Annotated in this window: 16 protein-coding genes and 1 tRNA gene; 12 read left to right on the top strand and 5 right to left on the bottom strand. The window is 59.7% G+C overall.

Going from position 1 to position 19,087, the window contains the following annotated elements:
• Window positions 1–141: 141 nt before the first annotated feature.
• Window positions 142–2,478: a hypothetical protein gene (locus BLW03_RS14125; RefSeq protein ID WP_139285208.1), complete on the top strand. Its 2,337-nt coding sequence runs from the start codon at window positions 142–144 to the stop codon at window positions 2,476–2,478.
• Window positions 2,479–2,699: 221 nt separating this feature from the next.
• On the opposite strand, the gene nusB is transcribed toward BLW03_RS14125, so the two are convergent.
• Window positions 2,700–3,140: a transcription antitermination factor NusB gene (nusB, locus tag BLW03_RS14120; RefSeq protein WP_074654651.1), complete on the bottom strand. Its 441-nt coding sequence runs from the start codon at window positions 3,138–3,140 to the stop codon at window positions 2,700–2,702.
• A 49-nt stretch (window positions 3,141–3,189) separates the two neighbouring features.
• Window positions 3,190–4,302: a 6,7-dimethyl-8-ribityllumazine synthase gene (ribH, locus tag BLW03_RS14115; protein WP_074654650.1), complete on the bottom strand. Its 1,113-nt coding sequence runs from the start codon at window positions 4,300–4,302 to the stop codon at window positions 3,190–3,192.
• A gap of 367 nt (window positions 4,303–4,669) precedes the next feature.
• On the opposite strand from ribH, the gene BLW03_RS14110 reads away from it, so the two are divergent.
• The 4 genes from BLW03_RS14110 to BLW03_RS14095 all read left to right on the top strand — a co-directional run bounded on the left by BLW03_RS14110 (window position 4,670) and on the right by BLW03_RS14095 (window position 7,313).
• Complete coding sequence (locus tag BLW03_RS14110; protein WP_074654649.1) at window positions 4,670–5,296, top strand: thioredoxin family protein; 627 nt, start codon at window positions 4,670–4,672, stop codon at window positions 5,294–5,296.
• A 464-nt stretch (window positions 5,297–5,760) separates the two neighbouring features.
• Entirely contained in the window at window positions 5,761–5,988 is a 228-nt protein-coding gene (locus tag BLW03_RS14105) for a hypothetical protein (RefSeq protein ID WP_074654648.1), read from the top strand.
• Window positions 5,957–6,436, top strand: a complete 480-nt coding sequence (locus tag BLW03_RS21225) for a helix-turn-helix domain-containing protein (RefSeq protein WP_083350547.1) — start codon at window positions 5,957–5,959, stop codon at window positions 6,434–6,436. The genes BLW03_RS14105 and BLW03_RS21225 overlap by 32 nt, the downstream gene beginning before the upstream one ends.
• On the top strand, window positions 6,324–7,313 hold the full coding sequence (locus tag BLW03_RS14095; protein WP_083350546.1) for a reverse transcriptase family protein: 990 nt from the start codon (window positions 6,324–6,326) through the stop codon (window positions 7,311–7,313). Before BLW03_RS21225 ends, BLW03_RS14095 begins: the two co-directional genes overlap by 113 nt.
• Before the next feature lie 496 nt (window positions 7,314–7,809).
• Here the strand turns inward: BLW03_RS14095 and BLW03_RS14090 are convergent, their stop codons facing one another.
• Window positions 7,810–8,409, bottom strand: a complete 600-nt coding sequence (locus BLW03_RS14090) for a TetR/AcrR family transcriptional regulator (RefSeq protein ID WP_074654645.1) — start codon at window positions 8,407–8,409, stop codon at window positions 7,810–7,812.
• Between the two features lie 86 nt (window positions 8,410–8,495).
• Between BLW03_RS14090 and BLW03_RS14085 the strand changes: the two genes are divergently transcribed.
• Window positions 8,496–8,939: a DUF6640 family protein gene (locus BLW03_RS14085; protein WP_074654644.1), complete on the top strand. Its 444-nt coding sequence runs from the start codon at window positions 8,496–8,498 to the stop codon at window positions 8,937–8,939.
• 316 nt (window positions 8,940–9,255) lie between these two features.
• Here the strand turns inward: BLW03_RS14085 and BLW03_RS14080 are convergent, their stop codons facing one another.
• Both BLW03_RS14080 and BLW03_RS14075 read right to left on the bottom strand, forming a co-directional pair.
• The gene (locus BLW03_RS14080; protein ID WP_074654643.1) at window positions 9,256–11,049 is read right to left on the bottom strand and encodes a S53 family peptidase; all 1,794 of its coding nucleotides are present in this window, start codon (window positions 11,047–11,049) and stop codon (window positions 9,256–9,258) included.
• 396 nt (window positions 11,050–11,445) lie between these two features.
• The gene (locus tag BLW03_RS14075) at window positions 11,446–12,798 is read right to left on the bottom strand and encodes a Gfo/Idh/MocA family protein (RefSeq protein WP_074654642.1); all 1,353 of its coding nucleotides are present in this window, start codon (window positions 12,796–12,798) and stop codon (window positions 11,446–11,448) included.
• A gap of 277 nt (window positions 12,799–13,075) precedes the next feature.
• Between BLW03_RS14075 and BLW03_RS14070 the strand changes: the two genes are divergently transcribed.
• From BLW03_RS14070 to BLW03_RS14045, 6 genes are all read left to right on the top strand, one after another.
• Window positions 13,076–15,157, top strand: a complete 2,082-nt coding sequence (locus BLW03_RS14070; RefSeq protein ID WP_074654641.1) for a M13 family metallopeptidase — start codon at window positions 13,076–13,078, stop codon at window positions 15,155–15,157.
• Window positions 15,158–15,397: 240 nt separating this feature from the next.
• Entirely contained in the window at window positions 15,398–16,651 is a 1,254-nt protein-coding gene (locus BLW03_RS14065) for a lactonase family protein (protein ID WP_074654640.1), read from the top strand.
• A 72-nt stretch (window positions 16,652–16,723) separates the two neighbouring features.
• Entirely contained in the window at window positions 16,724–18,028 is a 1,305-nt protein-coding gene (locus BLW03_RS14060) for a lactonase family protein (RefSeq protein ID WP_074654639.1), read from the top strand.
• A gap of 74 nt (window positions 18,029–18,102) precedes the next feature.
• Window positions 18,103–18,651 (top strand): asparaginase domain-containing protein, encoded by a 549-nt coding sequence (locus tag BLW03_RS14055; RefSeq protein WP_083350744.1) that lies wholly within the window; start codon window positions 18,103–18,105, stop codon window positions 18,649–18,651.
• A 13-nt stretch (window positions 18,652–18,664) separates the two neighbouring features.
• Window positions 18,665–18,749 (top strand) — tRNA-Leu (locus BLW03_RS14050).
• Window positions 18,750–18,774: 25 nt separating this feature from the next.
• Window positions 18,775–19,080 carry a DUF3467 domain-containing protein gene (locus tag BLW03_RS14045; RefSeq protein WP_074654637.1) on the top strand — a complete coding sequence of 102 codons (306 nt, stop codon included), beginning with the start codon at window positions 18,775–18,777 and terminating at the stop codon, window positions 19,078–19,080.
• The last annotated feature ends 7 nt before the right edge of the window (window positions 19,081–19,087 follow it).

Below are 19,087 nucleotides of genomic sequence, written 5' to 3'. Positions count from 1 at the left end.
CTCCCCCAACATTGACCCCGGGCCCGGGCGGCGGGGTCTGTCCACCTGATTTACACTGAGGAGCAGACATTTCCGGGCACTTCCCGTCCCATGTAGAGACCGCATCACCGCCCAATGGGCCTGCTGCGGGGAGGTTTTTCTTTGCAGCGTCGTCTTCTTTCCTTGTTCGTAATTTTGTTTTTCGCCGTTCCTGTGGGTGTTTCGCTCTCCGGCTGCTCTAAGGGCAGCGGTGCGACCTATTGCAATGGCACCATCGGCCCCAAGACTGGCGATGCGCAGAGTATCGTGCTGCAGCCGACCGTTGGCGGCATCAGTCTCGGCTACTCGCAGACTGCCTCGGTCACGGCGCCCACGGCAACCGACTGCCAGGGCAATGCCGTCACGATTGCGAAGTACACCTACAACTCGTCGAACCAGAACATCGCGGACGTGAACCCGACGACCGGTGGCGTCTGCGCCGGCCAGTGGAATCGCAACAACCCCAGCGGCATTCCGGACTACACCTTCTGCACCGCGACGAACGTAACCGGCGTTGCGGAGTTAACCGCATCCGGTGGCGGCGCGAATAGCAACAAGGTGCTGATCTACGTTCACCCGCAGATCACGTCGATCACGCTGGGCGCCGCGTCCACGGACTGTACGAACGATCCGGCGACGAACTGCCCCGCATACACCGCGTCCTCCAGCACGACGGCTCCGGCCTATGTGCCCAACACCTGCATCTCGTTCAACAAGAGCGCGCAGCTGGTGGCTCGCTTCTTCTCCGGCTCCACCAACATCACCTACAGCGCGGGTCACGCGACCTTTGCCGCGCAGACTGCCGGCCTTCTCACCTTTGAGAACACCAGCGGTGTTGCCACGGCACTGGCCCCCGGCACGACGATCGTCACGGCCACCATTGCCAGCTCAACATCAACGGCTGGCCTGATGTCCGTCTGCCCGCCGAAGACCATCACCATCAATACACCCAACGCCGTGAACGGCGCAGTAACGGTGAACCCGAACAACACGGAACCCATCACGGCGGCCATCCTGGACACCAACGGCGTCACTCTGACGGGTCTTGCGCTGACCTACACCTCCACGACACCGGTCGCTGCGCCCGCATCCAGCACCGGTATCGCACCGGTCTTCCCGGGCACCGCAGCCATCAACGCCTTCTGCCTGCCGCCCTCCTGCAACCCGTCGCCCTACGGCAACGTCGGTCTGCTGGGAACGGGCAAGCCGGTCGCGTCCAACACGCTGCTGTCCACCACGCCGGGCAGCAACAGCACACGGCTCTGGATCGGCAGCACGGACTCCAACTACCTCGTGCCGGTCGATCTGACCACCGGTGTGGTCCCATCGCCCACCGCACTGCCCTACACACCGAACTCCATGGTGCTGTCGCAGAACGGTGCCAGCATCTTCCTGGGATCGCCGTTCGGCCTGATGACCTTCACCACCGCAAGCAACACGGTCACGAGCACCTCTACGACCATCCAGGGCACGGTGCTGGCTGTTTCGCCAGACAGTGCCACGGTCGTCGTCAGCGATTCGACGCGTAACCAGATCTCCGTCGTCAACACGTCGACGTCTACCGTCACCAGCACCTACACCGGCATCGGAACACGCGCTGCCTACACGCCCGACGGTGAGACGCTCTACGTCACAACGGCCGCCAACCACCTGCTCGTGTACTCGGCATTCACCAGCTGGCAGGAGTACGACCTGTCCGGCACCGGCGCGAATGATGTCGCGATCGCCGTCCCCACCGTGGGCGCTTTTGTGGGTGGCGCGACCGCAATCAATGCGCGGTCCTACTGCCCCAACGGCACCGTCTCGCCGACGATCTTCTACCCACAGGCAGGCACCACCACGGTCTCCGCTGCGGTTGGCGATCGCGTCGCCACCACCAATGACGGTCGCCACCTGCTGGACGTTCGCCTCGCAGCCAGCGGCGGAACGCCCATCGTCAACGATGTGACCTTCCCCACTTCGGTTTCCAACGACGGCACAAACGGCACCCGCACCTTTCAGAACACGCTGCCCACCGGCGATTGCCCGGAGAGCGGCCTGCCGCCGGCCTTCGGTACCGCCGTCAACACGGCTGTCCTGACGGGTGTCACCACCACCGGTGTCACCGGCGTCTATCCGGCTTCGGATTCCAGCGTGGCCTTCATCACCTACCTGCCCACCACGGCAGCGAAGGCGGGAGCAGTGCAGCCGGCGTACACGCCAGCAGCATCGGGAGCAGGAACGGTCAAGGCCGTTACACTGACCGGCACCGCAACCGCACCGGTATCGGGTGTCTTCTCCTCGGACAACAAGTTCTTCTTTGCAGGAACTTCCGGCGACAACCAGGTACACGTCATCACACGCAGCACGCTGACGGACACCAGCCAGATCGCACCGAAGCTGCCCAGCGTCTCCAACAGCACCGGCGTGGCCACTCCCAACCTGATCGTCCAGTACCCGCGCTCGGTCACCAACAACTAAGCAGGGAACAGGAATCAGGAACCAGGAAATGCAACGAAGAAGGCCGCCAGCGATGGCGGCCTTCTTCGTTGCGGCGATCGAGCCGCTTCCGATGTCTTGCTTCTAGAACGTGGCCAAAACCCCAGCTCACACCAGCCAACAGAAAGCCCCACATCTCACCGAGACATGGGGCATCAACTGTTTCTGATCCCTAGTTCTGCCCTAATCCCTATCCTCTGCCCTTACGCCAAACGCTTCGCCAACACCGTTCGCGAGACAGCATCCAGTACGCCGTTTAAGAACGTGATGCTCTCCGGAGCAGCATACCGGCGACCGATCTCCAGTGCCTCATTGATGATGATCGGGTGCGGCGTGGCCTTGAAGCCAACCATCTCCGCGATGGCCATCCGCAGCAGGTTCCGGTCGACCACGGCCATCCGATGCACGCGCCAGTGCTGTGAGTGTGTCTCGATCAGATCATCGATTTCGTCACTGCGTTCCACGGCCACGCGAAACAGGTCCTCCGCAAAGCTCTGCGTCTCCAGGTCAACCGTCTGCGCGCCCTCTTCATCCGTGCGACTCTGCCAGAAGACGCGGCGAACCTCCGCTGCTGTCTGCTTGCCCAAATCGCTCTGATACAACATCTGCATCGCCAGTTCGCGTGCCTTGCGCCGAGCGCCCATTAGAGCGCCCCGCCCGTAACGAAATTCCCGTTGTTCTTCATGTGCTCCATCACTTGCCACCTTCCAATGCAACCGCACGGTCCACGTCAGCCTGAGCCGCACGGCCAGCGGACACGCCGCTGCCATCATGCTCACCCGCTGCCGCGTGACCGATCTTGCGTGCGATCGAGACCATCTCGATCGCCGCCACGGCTGCTTCAAATCCCTTGTTCCCGGCCTTCACACCGGCACGATTCAGCGCCTGCTCCAGCGTCTCGCAGGTCAGCACGCCAAACGCATGCGGAATGCCCGTCTCCTGCTGGCTTTGCCCGATGCCGCGCGCTGCCTCGTTGTAAATCGCCTCGTAGTGCGCGGTCTCGCCACGCAGCAGGCAGCCCAGCGTGATGATCGCGTCATACTTCCGCTTGCCATCCGCATCCCGCAGATCCGCCATCATCCGAGCCGCCGCAGGAACCTCCCACGCACCCGGCACACGCACAATATCGATGTCGTCACGACGACCGCCACTCCGCAGAATGCCATCGAGCGAACCCTGCAGCAGACGATCCGTGATCACCGCATTCCAGCGAGCCGTCACAATGCCGAACTTCATGCCAGCCGCGCTCAGGTCACCCTCAACCGCAACCGGCAATCCAGCCAGCACATCCTCACGCTCCCAGAAGCCAAACTGCAACGGCCCCGATCCCCCTACGGACTTGTCATCCTGAGCGAAGCGCAATCCGCTGGTTCCTCCCACGGATTTGTCATCCTGAGCGGAGCGCAGCGAAGTCGAAGGACCTGCATTCTGCTGGCTCGCCAAAAATGTCGAAGGCAGCGAATCACTCAGGTCCACCGTAAACATCCGCGACTTCCAATGCGTCTCCACGACCTCTGACAGGCGCAAAGAGATCTCTTCCGTACGAGCCTCTGCAGCCAGCCATCGCTTCACAATGCCGTGCACAATGTCGATCTGCGTGCATTCGACCAGCAGCTCCGGCACACCGGGCATCCGGCCCGTAACAAACTCCGCATTGCCGACCGGCGCCAGAAACGACGCGCCCTTGCCCGTGCCGTCATCCCAGCCACGCCCCGGCTCAAATCCCAGCTCAGCAAACAACGACGAAAGTCGCTCCCAGGCCGCCGCCGAAGCCACCGGCTTCACCACCGTCAATCCCTTGATCATCCTTTGATTGTACGGAAAAGAGCGAGTCAGCAAGTTAGCGAGTCAGCAAGTTAGCAAGAAGGGCGCGCAAAGGCAGGAGCTCCCAAAGAAGCCCACGAAACCGCGAGCCGAGGGCCTGGCAATCGCGACGAACCCCGGGTAAACCGTTCAGGCTTCCAACCGGGTGCCTCACCTTTCGGGAAGCGAAGGTGGGCCTTCGCGCACAGCGCAATCTTTCGGAGGGGCGCGGCTTCTGCCGTGCCATCAACCCTCCACAGGAAACAAAGGCGGGGCCAAAACCGCCGGCAGGAGAGCTCCCTCCAACCCCGCGCCCGGTAACAGCCACCGGCTGGCTCACGACACGAGGCTGACTCGCTATCATCGGAGCATGGCACGCACACCCTCGAACACCGATCTCGCCCTCGGCACCACCTGCCCTGCCTTTGAACTGAAAGACGTGCTCTCCGATCGCGGCATCGGCCGCGACGACATCTTCGGCGGTCCGGACGACCTCACCGAGCGACGAGGCCTCCTCGTCCTGTTCGTCTGCGTCCACTGCCCCTTCGTCATGCACATGGAGAAGGCACTTACCGCGCTCCTCGCGAAGTATGCCGACCGCATCGCAGCCGTCGCCATCATGTCGAACGACATCCTCGAGCACCCTGAGGACGGCCCCGACTTCATGCGCGAACAGGCCACCCGACTCGGCTGGGACAAGCTCGGCATCCCCTACCTCCTCGACAGCACCCAGGAGACAGCCCGCGAGTTCCACGCAGCCTGCACCCCTGACCTCTACCTCTTCGACACCAACTACGAACTTACCTACCACGCCCAGTTCGACCGAACCCGCCCCTACCGCGACTCCGACGCAAAGAACGGCCTCGAACGCCACCCGGAAATCCACGCAGAAGCCCACGGAGCCGACCTCGAAGCCGCCATCCAGGCCCTCCTAACAAACCAACCCCCAATCGCCCCACAAAGCCCAAGCCTCGGCTGCAACATCAAGTGGCGCTGAGAGCTGTCCGAGATTAGCCGGTAGCCGGTTGCCGTTGTCGTACTTGCCCTCCAGATGAAGTGTTTTAATTCGGCACGAACGCTAGTAATGGACGATGGCATCGGTTGCTGTGTAAATAATGTTTCTTTGAGTCATTTTTTGTGTTGACACGGGCGGAGCAAGGTCATAGCCTAGCAATGGATCGGCGCTACTGCTGATGTTTTCGAAAAGCTCTTTGACAATCCTTGGTGTGATTTATCGGAATCAGGTGCCTAGAAATAGGCGTAATTGGGAATCATTTGATTCCCAGGCAGGTAATTCCTGCCCCTAAAGTCCAGAACGGGGAGGCGAAGCCTCAACCCCTGGCAGCCAGCGCGCCCCAGTGTTCGCTAGGCTCTCTCAGAGAACGGCTCCCCGACGTCATTCGTTCCTTCTCTGGTTCCGGCGAACGCGCCCCCGCTCAAACGGGAGAAGAGGAAACAACTATGAAAACGTCAAAGCTAATCGAATCGTGCATCGAACTAATTAAGCAGATGCTCGGTGACGCAAACAACGAACTGACGTCGGGGCAGCGCGAAGCATTGATCGAGGGCATCCGCGATCTAAAGAAGCTGCAGAAGGCGACAAGGCTAGACCACGAAAAAGTCCGCTTGGTTGTAGCTCGCATCGCAGAAGCAGCCTATGAAGTCGCACATGCTCAAGTCATCGCGTAAGTCCCAAGGGGAGCCGTTTTTCCTTTCATCTCAGGTGGTTTACATGAATTATTCAAAAGCTATCCGTGTAGCACGCTCGCTTGCTGATCTTTCTCAAGGCGAACTAGCGGACCGCGCTAACATCGATCGGAGCTATCTCTCTCTCATCGAATCCGGAAAGCGCCAGCCCACGCTCGATACCATCGAAAAACTGGCCCAAGCTCTAAGGATGCCTTTTCATCTTCTTAGCTTGCTCGGCATAAGCGAGGCTGATGCGCAGCGAGCGAAACCAGGACAGATTGAGAGTTTGTCTCTGGCACTTACAGAACTCTTAATGCAGGTTGATAGAGACTCTCATGACTCTTCAGCGCAACAAACGTCTCCCTCTGGATCAGCTGCCACTACGCAGCCTCCGCGAACTCGAACATCTGCTCGGCGCAAGCCGAGAGGCATTGTTGCGCTTAGCTGAATGGGAGGCAAACTACTCCCCGTTTGAGCAGGCAAAACCGCTCAAGCCCCATGCCAAGAAGCCGCAAACTAAAAAGCTCAGGAAAATCGATAACCCGGGTGTGGAGTTAAAGAAGATTCAAAGGAGGATCCTCTCTAGACTTCTGCTCCCACTCAACCTTCCTAATTTTCTCTTTGGGGCGGTCCCGAAACGCAGCGTTCGTGAGCATGCGGCCGCTCACTTGGGCGCTACCACCATCGTCAAGATGGATATCAAAAGCTACTATCCAAATCTTACCAACGAACATGTTTACAAGGTCTGGCACGAGATCCTATGCTGCTCGGCGCCGGTTTCGAAAATACTCACAAAACTAACTACATGCGATTTCCACCTCCCCCAAGGTGCTCCAACTAGCCCAACGTTGGCGAATCTGTTCCTTGCCTCAATTTACGGACCAATCATTCAGGATTGCGTTGCGAAAGACATCGTGGCGACCGTGTGGGTGGACGATCTTACCTTTTCAGGTGAGAGGTCGCGTGACGTTATGGAACTGGTGCGGCAGACGCTTGCATGTAACGGCCTAAGGGACTCGAGAAAAAAGCGTGTGATCCTCACGGGGAAAAGCTCTAAGTTGGTCACCGGCGCCCGTCTTGGTCGGGAGGAGCTAAGGGCGTGCAAACTTAAGGTTCGAGAGATTCGTGCGGGAATCCACAATCTCAAGCGCGGAAAAGTCACCACGCGTGGTCGCAGCAAAGATGTCCAAAGCTTACTAGGTAAAGTCGGATTTGTAAGGTCTCTCTGCCCGTCCGATGCGATACCGCTTGAAAAGCAATTGAGATCTATAAATGTTTCTATTCCCTCTCAAGCAGGGCTCACTTCCCGATCTGCAAAGGGATAGCGTGAGCCTCGAGCCCGAGATCGAGCGCGGTTCACGTCTCGCGTCTGAGACGAGGCTCCCATGATGCCCGTACTGGGATCAATCCTCATTGGCAACCCACTACGGTTCCGCGCGGTCTATGTAGGGGACACCCTTCAACCAGCCCCGCCCAAACCCGTCCTCCAGCGCCGGAAATCGACCAATCGCATGCTGCCGACGTAACCGACCCGCGACTAACCGCGGTTGCAATGAATCTGCTGCCGCTTCACCTAGAGTTTCCCTTCGAAAAACCTTGAAGTCGTACGACCGTTTGTGCACTGCATACAGGGCGCACTGAAGGTGCGCGACTTCCCAGCCCAGGGCAAAGCCCTGGGTCAAATGCAGGAAGAGGAACTGCGGGCTGTAGGCCCGCGACAGAGAAACTCCTCACCGATCCACCCTGGTACGTTGCTTTGGGCCTTCGCTTGCAAGAACAATCATCCTACGGACGCAAGGTGCAGTGTCCACCCGCCGCAAATTACTTCCCCGAAGCCGAGATCGCGAACCGCACCAGCCTCCGCGAATTCATCTTCCCTCCCACCCCAAGCAGCCCCTGCGTGAACTGATGAAAGAACGAACCCGCCATCAGCGAACTCGCCGCCATCTTCGCATCTACATCCGCTCCAATCCGCCCAAGCCGCTGCTCTTCCGCAATGTAGTTCGTCAGCGTCAGAATCCCGCGATCCGGCCCCTTCCCGCCCTCTTCCAGTGAGCTCCGAAACCGTTCCAGCAGCTTCGGCTCTGTCATCAGCGAACACAGCATCGTAGCCACGCGGCCATGGAAGCGCAGTAATCCCTCCACGGCCGTAACCAGATTCTTTTCCGGCGTTCCCTTTCCCACCTTCCCTTGTAGGGCATGCAGCGGAACCAGCATCTCGGGCAGGCTGGCGTGCAACACCTCCAGGATCAGTGCGAACCGGTCTTCAAAATGCACATAGATCGCCCCCTCCGAACACGGCACCGCCTCCGCCACGGCGCGCGTCGTGACCCCGCCCAGGCCGCGATCCCGCAACAGCGTCTCCGCCGCCTCAACAATCAGCGCCTTACGATTGGGCCGCCCCTTCGGAACTGTCGTCACATCCAGCCTGCTTTCCCGTGATCCTCAAAAAGATGATTGCATAGTGAGCGCTCACTCATATAGAAGATCTGCAAAGGAGAGTCGACATGAACAGCGTCCGGCTCGGCAGACTACTTCTCACCTTTGTCCTCATGGGTGGTGCACTGATGTCGTTCCTTCTGGACTGGAGCGCCAACCATCTCCTCAATCCACTCTGGCACCCGCACGCGCGCTACCACGCAGCCATCCTCCTCTTTCTCTTTGCCGGGGTCGCCAGCGTCGCCACCTGGCTGCTCTGGCGCCCCTCAACAGAACCCTTCATCGCCTTCACCGCAGCCGCCCTCATCTCGCTGTCGTACTGGCTCCCGTTCTTCTACGTGCCGTCGCTTCTCCCCGTCAGCTCCTACTGGGCAGGCCCGCCCGGGCACGAACCGCGATGGGCAGGAGCGATCGTCTACCCCAACCTCTTCGTCGTAGCGCTGTTTGCTTCAGTCACCGTCATCGGGTGGTGGTTGGGAAGGCGTGGACTACGCGAAAGTCCGAACAGCTGAAACCATCCGGTCAACGCCAATCCACCTGTCAAGCCCCCAAAGCCGGCCGGTCTTCACTAAGTCATAGTTCCAGCGTCACTTACACCTCAAACTTTGTTGGCCGTCTACTTCCGCGAATTCACCAAAATAGAAATAGCCCCGAAAACATCCGGAACAAAACAGAGCGCGCCGCGAATATCGCGGCGCGCTAAGTCCTTTGTTTTCTAATTTTTGCCTGTAAGTCGTTTCGAATCTAATTTTTGCCGTTTCGGGAAACGTCAACCCCTTTGTTTTCTAATTTTTACGAAAACAAAGGGGGAGGGGGGAGGGTTAGCTTCTACGGATTGCTGGGCGTCTGCGGCTTGCCTGCGGACGGTACGAATGGTGCGAGCAGGAAGTCTTTTGCGGAGACAGTTCCGTTGCCCAGCACCCGGTTGTAGCCCTTCGGCGTGGTGTAGTACAGGCCGTTGAAGCCGGGGATGCCCTGGTGGAAGACGTTCTTCGTCAGGCCGATCTCCTGTGACAGCGCCAGCGCGTACAGGTAATAGTTCTCATTGCCAAGGCGTGTGCCGAAGCGCTGCACGGCGAGCGCGGTCAAGCCAGCGAAGTCAGGAGCCGATGCGCTGGTGCCGATGACGCCGTAGTTGATGCCATCGATGGTCAGGATGTCGGCGCTGTCATCTGCACCGCAGGAGATGGTGCCCGCCGGGCAGCCACCCATGTGCAGTGCGACGTCCGGCACCGTGCGGAACTTGGCATTCCCGGTGTTGGTGAGCGCCTGGAAGAGCGGCTTCTTGAAGATGATGCTGTCGCCGCCGCCCGAGCCCCAGTACTGACCCGTCGACGACGTGCCGTAGAAGATGTCGCCGGTCAGTGGATCTGCGTACGCCGACTCACGGACGTAAGCGGAGTTGAGGTCGGTGCTGGACGTGTAGGTTGTCACCAGGTTCGTGCCGCCCACGCCAACTACGTTCGGGCTTGACGCAGGGAACGATGCCGATGGCAGCGCCGATCCGCAGTTTGGCACGCCATCGAAGCAAGCCGGCGGGAACGCCGTCAGAGCACCCGCGTCGCCGGAGCTGGCAATGAAGGTGATGCCCTGCGCATTGCCCTGCGCCATCAGGTCGTTCTCCTGCTTGATCAGGTAGGTGTAGTCGGTGCCGTCGTTGTAAGCCGCGGTGTAGAAGATCTCTGGTCCGCCGAACGACATGCTGACCACGTCTGCCTTGTTGTCATTCACGATCTTCGACAAGCCCGCGATGATGTTGTCATCCGACAGGTCGGGCAGGTTGTACAGGATGATCTTGGCGTTGGGTGCCATGCCACCGCTCTGCTGCAGATCCAGGTGTGTCTCGAACGATCCGTTGGGGTCGTACGGTGCGCCGCCGTTGATCTGTACCGTGGAGAACTTCGGCGTGGCCAGCTTTTCGTGGCTGAAGTACAGCGTCATGTCCGACGGATTGTAGTCACCCGTCATCAGGATGCCGATGGTTGTTCCCTTGCCCGTGTAAGTGGTGTAAGACGGCCAGTTATACGCCTGCTTCAGGTCAGTGAACCAGTAAGCGCCCGTAGCGCTGTAACGGTTGCTGGGCGTGACCGAGGCGGCCTTATGTGCGAAGGAACGCATACGCACAAAGCCGGAGAGTCCGCTGATGACAGCTCCCTGCTCTGCCAGCGCGCCGGTCGTTACCGGCTTGGAAGCCGCCATGACTGCAGTGTGTCCGTCCTTGAAGGTGCCTTTATGCAGCGTCGTTTGCAGTGCCGATTCTACGGCCGAAGCGGATCCGCTTACCTGCAGCCGCTGCGGTCCTGCTGCGGTCACTGTCAGTCCATGCGAGGCAAGCTGCTGCTGCACTGCGGCGATCTGCGCAGCACTGGGTGCGAACTTCGCCGCGAACTGCTCAGGCGTCAGCCAGTGATGGTATTGCGCGGAGGAGGAGTCATGCAGCGAAGCGATCTGCGCATCCAGAGCGCTGCGATTCTGCAATGGCAGATAGACATTGAATGACACATTCTGGCTTGCGGACACGCGGCCATTGTCCACAGCCTTGTCGGCAGCATACAGAGTCGTAGTAAGTGTGGCAGCAATGGCAAGGGCAGAAACAGAACCTGCAATACGCGAACGAATCATCGAGCGACCTCAAAGAAAAGGGGAACGCGAGAGCCTTGGCTGGCTCCGGGCCGTAGATCAGTGGATGAAGAAAGGCGAGCATCGCACTTCCGCCACTGCGGCACAACACCCATTGGTCCTAAGTCCCTCTTCCGTAAATAGCAATATTCACGAGACGAAGGAGTAAGTCGCGACAAGACACGACATACTGCAATAACCTGCGACTAATGCGACATAGATTGCTGTTATCAAGAAGCATCATGCCGCCCATGCTGACTAAGTAAGTCAACTCACATAGCATCCGCCGACGATGCAGCGGAAGACAAGCGGAGAATATAAGGAAGAGAAATAGACAGACCGAACACGAGCGCGAGCGGATGTTAGCTGCTCAAGCGCTCCTGCCCAGCAAGTGCTTACTTATGCCTTCAGCTTCATGGCTTCCGGATCCCAACGGACTGCAGTGCCCTTTTCCATACTCTGCAGGCACAGCAGCGCAGCGCCGGCCGCACGGTATCCAAAGGTTGCGTCTTCCACAGGCTCCTGACGCGTACGCATGCTGCTGAAGAAGTTACGGAAGTGATCGACGACATCGTTGTAGCCACCGGGTAACAGGTAAGTCTCCGTCGCGTTATCCGTGATGGTGTTCAACTGCAGGCGTGTATCTTCCGGATGCTTCTGTAAGTAGTCCTGCCGGAGCCGCTTCTGCATATCGAGTGTGAAGCTTTCGATGGACATGCCAGGTCCCTTCTCACGCGGAACACGGTTCAGGATCAGGCCCTTTGAGTTGATCTCAAGCGTGCCTTCGGAGCCCGTGAAGGTGAAGCCTTCACCTTCTGCGCCACCGTCGACAAAGTTCACCCGAAGTTCCAGGTTCCAGTCACCGCCGGGACCGCTGTAGTCGAAGAGACCCAGCAGAACGTCCGGTACATCGCGGCCGTCATTCCAGAAGCGCAGGCCGCCCGTCGCGTAAGCCTTTGTGGGTCCATGCGATCCAGTAATGAAGTGCGTGCCGCTGAACAGGTGGACGAACAGGTCGCCGGCAACGCCAGTGCCATAGTCCTTATACTTACGCCATTGGAAGAAGCGTTCCGGGTCCCACGCATGCTTTGGAGCAGAGCCTTCAAAGCGTGGCCAGTCACACGTCTGCGTGTTCGCATCCAGTGGCACCGTGTACTCCCACGCGCCCTGTGCGCTGTTGCGATCCCAGTGTGCCTGCACCATATTCAGCTTGCCGATCGCACCGGAGGCGAGCAGCTCCTTCGCCTTCACATACGCAATGTTCGAGACACGCTGCGAACCGACCTGCAGGATGCGGCTGTGCTTCTTCGCGCCCTCGATCATCAGCGGCCCATCGGCGTACTCATGAATCATGGGCTTCTCGCAGTAGACGTCCTTGCCCGCAGCCATCGCATCCAGCGCGGTCTGGCGATGCCAGTGGTCGGGCGTGGCGATCACAACTGCGTCAATGTCCTTGCGCGCAAGGATCTCTTTGTAGTCGCGAGTCGTCATCACGTCCGCACCGAAGATCTCCTTCGAGTGCGCCAGGCGACCGTCATAGCAGTCCGCCACAGCCAGTAGCTTGACGCCGGGCAGTGTCAATGCGTTCCGCGTGATGGACTGGCCACGACCACCGGCACCGATGAGCGCAATCTGAATGGTGTCATTCGGGCTAATACGACGCTGCTCCTGCGCAAGCGCCATCAAAGGAAAACGGGTTGCAGCAGCGGCAAGTCCAGCGTGCTTCAGAAAGCTTCGGCGATTCAACGGCATTCAAAGGTCCTCACAGGAAACACCGTCATCCTAAGCGATCTTGCACTCGGGTTGCGAACTCGGGGTGAAAGGCCACTTGCGGCGAGCGACTTCCAACCCTTTGCCGTGACCGCAGAATAGGGCTTACAGACCAGAACGGGACCGGTCCACTTCGCGCCAGGACCTGACGCATGAAGATTCTCTGTAACGGCTTCAGCAATTTCTTCTACATTGTTTCCAGAAGCTGGCTCGCGCGCACGCCGAGTCTGCTTGTGAATACCCAAGGGACCCCTGACCTATGAATCGGATTCTTCGCTCTGCTTTGGCAGCAGCCGCTGTGCTTACCTTCGCCGCACCGTTCTCCGCACGCGCCCAACAGATGACGCTCGCGCTGGACGGCCAGAGCCCGACGATCACCGTCCCAAAGAGCGGCGTCTCCATGGATCTGACCGCAATCGATAAGACCGCGGATCCGTGCACGGATTTCTACGCGTATGCATGCGGCAACTGGCGCAAGAACAATCCCATTCCCGCGGACAAGACTCGCTGGGGCCGGTTCGACGAGCTGGGTGAGCACAACCTGTACAGCATCTACACGTTGCTGCAGCAGGCTGCGGACAAGCCGGCGACACCGCTGCAGACCAAGTACGGTAACTACTTCGCCGCATGCATGGACGACAGCCTGGCCGATCGCCTGGGTGCCAAGCCCATTCAGCCCGCCCTGGACAAGATTGGCGCATGGACGGACAAGGCCACGCTATCGAAGCTGCTTGGAACGCTGGAAGATCAGCACGGCATCGGCCTGTTCTACAACTTCGGATCCGAACAGGATCAGAAGGACAGCCAGAAGCAGATCCCCGCAGTCTTTCAGGGCGGCCTGACACTGCCCGACCGCGATTACTATCTGCAGGACGATGACCGCATGAAGGGCATTCGCGAGAAGTACATTGCGCATGTGACCAAGATGTTCACGTTGCTGGGTGACACACCGGAGCAGGCCGCCACCGAGACGCAGGCTGTCATGCGCATTGAGACGGCGCTGGCAAAGAGTTCACTCCCCCGCGTGGAAATGCGCGACCCTGCCAATGTCTACCACGTCAAGACGCTGGCCGATCTACAGGCAAGTACTCCTGCGTATCGTTGGGCGGACTACTTCAGCTCCATCCGCACGCCGGTGACCACGCTGAACGTTGCGACGCCGGGTTACTTCACCGCGATGAATGCGGAGATCCAGAGCGCCTCCGTTGCAGATCTGAAAAGCTACATGCGCTGGCATGTGCTGCATGGCGCTGCCGGGAATCTCTCCACACCGTTTGACCAGGAGAATTTCGCGTTCTTCAACGGCACACTCTCCGGCCAGAAGGAGCAGGCGCCGCGCTGGAAGCGTTGCACACAGGCGACCGACCGCGCACTGGGTGAAGCCGTTGGACAGGATTGGGTGGCGAAGAACTTCACGCCTGCCGCCAAGGCCAACATGCAGGAACTGGTACACCAACTGGAAGCCGCGCTTGGCGAGGACATCGAGGGTCTCGACTGGATGAGCCCGACCACACGCGTCGAAGCGCAGAAGAAGCTAAGGGCCTTCCGCGACAAGATCGGCTATCCGGAGACGTGGCGCGACTACAGCTCCATTGCAGTGAAGCGTGACGACCGTGTCGGCAACGCCGAGCGGGTCGCCGTCTTCAACGATCGCCGCGACCTGGCAAAGATCGGCAAGCCGGTCAATGAGAAGGAGTGGGGCATGACACCGCCCACGGTGAACGCCTACTACGATCCGTCGAACAATGACATCAACTTCCCCGCTGGCATTCTGCAGCCGCCGTTCTATGACTTCAAGATCGATCCTGCCGTAAACTTCGGCGCGATTGGTGTGGTCATCGGCCACGAGATGACGCACGGCTTCGACGACGAGGGCAGCCAGTACGATCCGCAGGGCAATGTGCGGATGTGGTGGACCAAGGAAGACAAGGCGGAGTTCGATAAGCGGACTGCGTGCGAAGTCAATGAGTACGGGAACTTCGAGCCCGTCCCTGGACAGAAGCTGAATGGCAAGCTGACCCTGGGCGAGAACACTGCGGATAACGGTGGCCTGCAGGTGGCCTACGTGGCTCTGCATAAGGAACTCGCCAAGCTCGGACCGGACGCGTCGAAGCCCATCGATGGCTACACTCCGGACCAGCGCTACTTCCTGGGCTTTGCGCAGGTGTGGTGCGAAAACACCCGGGAGCAGGAGGCGGTTCGACGCATCAAGATCGATCCGCACTCCCCTGGTCGCTTCCGGACGAACGGCGCGGTACAGAATTCTTCGAAGTTTGCCGAAGCGTTCTCCTGCAAGCAGGGACAGCCCATGGCGCCGGTGAATGCCTGCCGCGTCTGGTAGAAATCCCTTTCAATCCAACAAAAGCAGAGACCTCCGGGTCTCTGCTTTCATTTGGTGGCGACGTTCGTCTACAGGGTACGGAACCACCGTTAAAAACAGGCCTCACCTCTGCCCAGCGGGCGCCGGTAGCGGAATCTCGCATCGGCGCATACAATCTTGAGAGCATTTCACTTCCCGGAAACAGCGAGCCTGCGTGGCGTCAACGATGCGCCGCGGCCGAGTGGGAATCGAAGGAAACACATGAAGTTGAGCGGAAACGGCCGGTTTGTTCTGGCCTGTGTGGTATCGGGTGCCCTGGCCCTGGGTATGACCTCATGCGGCGGCGGCACCATCGGCTATCTGTGGGTGATGGAGGCCAAAGCCACCACCAACGGCGCCGGGAACACCATCACCGGATATAAGGTAGACAACTACTCCGGCAACCTGACCGAGATGGTGCACTCGCCATTCTCCTCAGGCGGCACCAACCCAGTGATGGGCGTGGTGAAGCCGGGCGGCCGTTACCTCTACGTGCTGAACCAGAACGACGGCGTTAATTCCGTTGCACAGTTCAGTGTGGGCGGCGACGGTGTGCTCACCTACCAGCAGGCATTTGCCACCCAGGGCGGCACACCGCAGTGGATGGACATGGATTCCTCCGGTGCCTACCTCTATGTTCTGGACAAGGTTTCGCCCGCTTCGACGGCGACCTGCACCTCAGCGACCGGCCTTGTGTCGGCTCCGTGCGGCGCTGTCACTGTCTTCGCGATCGACAGCAATACCGGCCGCCTGACGCTGGTGCAGAACCAGTCCGTCCGCGTGAACGGCACATACCTGACCTACACCGCCACCGGTCCCGCGCCCAGCCGCATCAAGGTGACCTCGGCCGGCTCTGTGATCGTGGTCAACGGCGACCAGACGGTAACGTCGCTCACTGTAGGAACTGCCGGTCAGCTGACCGTGGGTGCGAACTCCACGCAGGTAATCGATACGCCGGTTGTAGGCCAGACCGTACCGTATAACTACACCTCGATCACGGTCGGTGGCACCTACCTTTACCTGACGGACGGCACGAACAACCGCATCCTGCAGTACACGGTCAGCAGCAGCGGCGTTCTGCAGCCGGTAACCGGCGGCATCGTCAACAACTTTGTCGCGGGCGTTACACCGGTGTGGACCTATACCGATTCGTCCAGCAAGTTCCTGTACGTTCTGAATCAGGACAATTCGGTGACCACGTCGCCGAAGAGCTCCATTGCCGCTTACACCATTCAGAGCAACGGCGTACTGGCGCAGCAGTCCAATAACCTGAACCCGTACGCCGTTGGAGCGGGCCCCGTTTGCATGGTGGAAGATCCTACCAAGCAGTGGGTCTACACCTCCAACCAGGACGGTACGGTGACCGGCTATCACATCGATCACGACCGCGGCACGCTGAACGTGCTGATTCACGGTTCCACCTTCCAGGCACAGGGAAAGCCCGCCTGCCTGGTCATCAGTGGCATCACCAGCTAAGTCGGTATCACGCGGCTGCCCGGCCCAAAGCCCGGCAGCCGCACATGCATCAAGTTTGAGGAAACGCATCGCATGAAGTTCAACCAGATCTGCCGCATCGGCGCGGCCTCCGTGCTTTCGCTTGCCGCCTGCCTGGGCCTTACCGCCTGCAGCCGCGACTACACGGTCGGCTTTCTTTACGTCACGTCGTCGCGTGGAAGCACCAGCGCCGCCAACGGCGTTCTGAATGAGTACGGCATCGACTACCAGACCGGATCATTGATCCGCCTGGCAAGCTCCGGCCAGGACACCGGCGGCCGCAACCCCGTGGCCCTGACCGTCACGGCGAACCAGAAGGATGTCATCGTGGTCAACCGCGACGACTCCAATCTCGTTGTCTTCGCGATCGGTACCGACGGCAAGCTGTACGCCAAGACCACCACCACGGTCGCCGGCAGCTTCCCCACCGCTATCGCGCTGTCGGGTGATAACAATTTTCTGTACGTTGCGTTCACCTACAAGCCGGGCTTCACCACTGCGAACCCTGGCCCTGGCGGCGTAGAGGTCTTCCCGCTGACGTATGACGCAGAGGGCACCGTGACCCTTGGTACACCCGTTGCGAACGGCTCACTCAACTACTTCCCGCTCGGTTACAACCCGACGGGTCTGGCCGTCACGAGCAACGTGAATAACACCACCACAACATCAGTAAACGGAACCTGCTCCGACACGACGTGCTCCAGCTACGTCTACGCGATTGGCCAGGATCCGAACACGGCCATCACGAACAACCTGTTGGCGTTCAAGCGGACGATCAGCACTGGTGCCATTACCCCCATCGGCAACACGGTGATCGGTACCGGCACGGCGTCCTCGACGGGCTACAACTCGGGTATTCTGGCCAGCGCCATCACGGCTGCCCCGCTTGGCAACTTCCTCTACGTCGCAGATCGTTCCGGCAACCAGATCATCGCGTACAGCATGGCCGCAGGCGGTATCCCAACGGCTATCACCACTGGACCGTTCGCCACGCAGTCGCAGCCCTCTGCCCTCACGATTGAGCCGCGCGGCAAGTTCCTGTACGTAGCGAACTACAACGCCAGCACGGTTCAGTCCTTTGCCATCGCAGCCTCCACCGGCGCGCTTTCGGCCACCGCAGGTACTTCCGGAGCTTCCGCTGTAACCGGCACCGGTCCAACCTGCGTCACGGTGGAAAATGCCCTGGGTATTTACCTGTACACGTCGAACTTCCTCGACAACACCGTAACCGGACTGCAGTTGAACTCCGCAACCGGACAGTTGTCGCAGGTGCGCAACACGCCGTTCCCGGCTTCAGCAGGCCCATCCTGCGCAGCCGCGATCGCAAACGGTTCGCACTCAACCCAGTTGATCCAGTAACGGCGATACACGACACACCAAAGGGCCTCGCGCAAGCGAGGCCCTTCTGCATTGCCGCCGCTATGATGGGAGGCATGCATCGCGTCCACCTGCTTACCACCGGCGGCACCATCGAGAAGCGATACGTCGAGCAGGACGGCTCCATGGAGAACACCGTCCCGCAGATTCGCCGGTGCCTCTCCCTGATGCGTCTTCCCAACACGGAAGTCACTGTTGAAGAGTTGATGAATATCGATTCGCTGATCATGACGGACGACCATCGCAAACTGATCGCACAACGTGTTCTCGCGCAGGCCATCGAAGGCACAGCCGTGCTTGTGACGCACGGGACGGACACGATGGTCGAAACGGGCAAGGTTGTCGCAGACACGCTGGCGCGCCACGCCGGGGCTGGAAATGTACCTGTGGTCTTCACCGGCGCCATGACGCCGTTCGGCATCGAAGGCTCGGACGCTCTGCAAAACCTGACCGAAGCACTGCTTGCAACCAAGCTGCTGCACGGTGGAGTTCACCTGGTCTTTCACGGTGAAATATTCCCCATCGGCAACGTTCGCAAAGATCGGGAAAACAGCCGTTTCCTTCGGACCGAATCCGGTGCCGCATCCTCAGCCAATCGGCAGTAAACTAACAAAGGCCGCGGGAGTGGCGAAATTGGCAGACGCACTAGACTTAGGATCTAGCGGAGCGATCCGTAGGGGTTCAAGTCCCCTCTCCCGCACCACGATTCCCGTATCACCAGAGAGATCATGAGCGACAACACACAGATCGAACCGACCCTCCGCGTCACCCAGTCTGACGACTACAACGACGTGTACGCCAATAGCGTACAGATCCGTATGAGCGTTTGGGACTTCCAGCTGGTCTTTGGCACCATGCAGTCCAACACCCCCGATGAGGTCACCTTCCTGACCAAGCAGGGCATCTTCCTGAGCCCGCAGCAGGCCAAGGCCTTGTTCAACGTACTGGGCCAGAACCTGGCGCAGTACGAAGGAACCTTCGGCGAGCTCAAGCTTGAGCCCCAGCAGCTCGGCAACGGCGGCCCGATCAACTAAGCGAGCG

It is taken from the genome of Terriglobus roseus (assembly GCF_900105625.1).
Classification (GTDB): domain Bacteria; phylum Acidobacteriota; class Terriglobia; order Terriglobales; family Acidobacteriaceae; genus Terriglobus; species Terriglobus roseus_B.
This window is presented reverse-complemented; position numbering and strand designations above follow the sequence as displayed.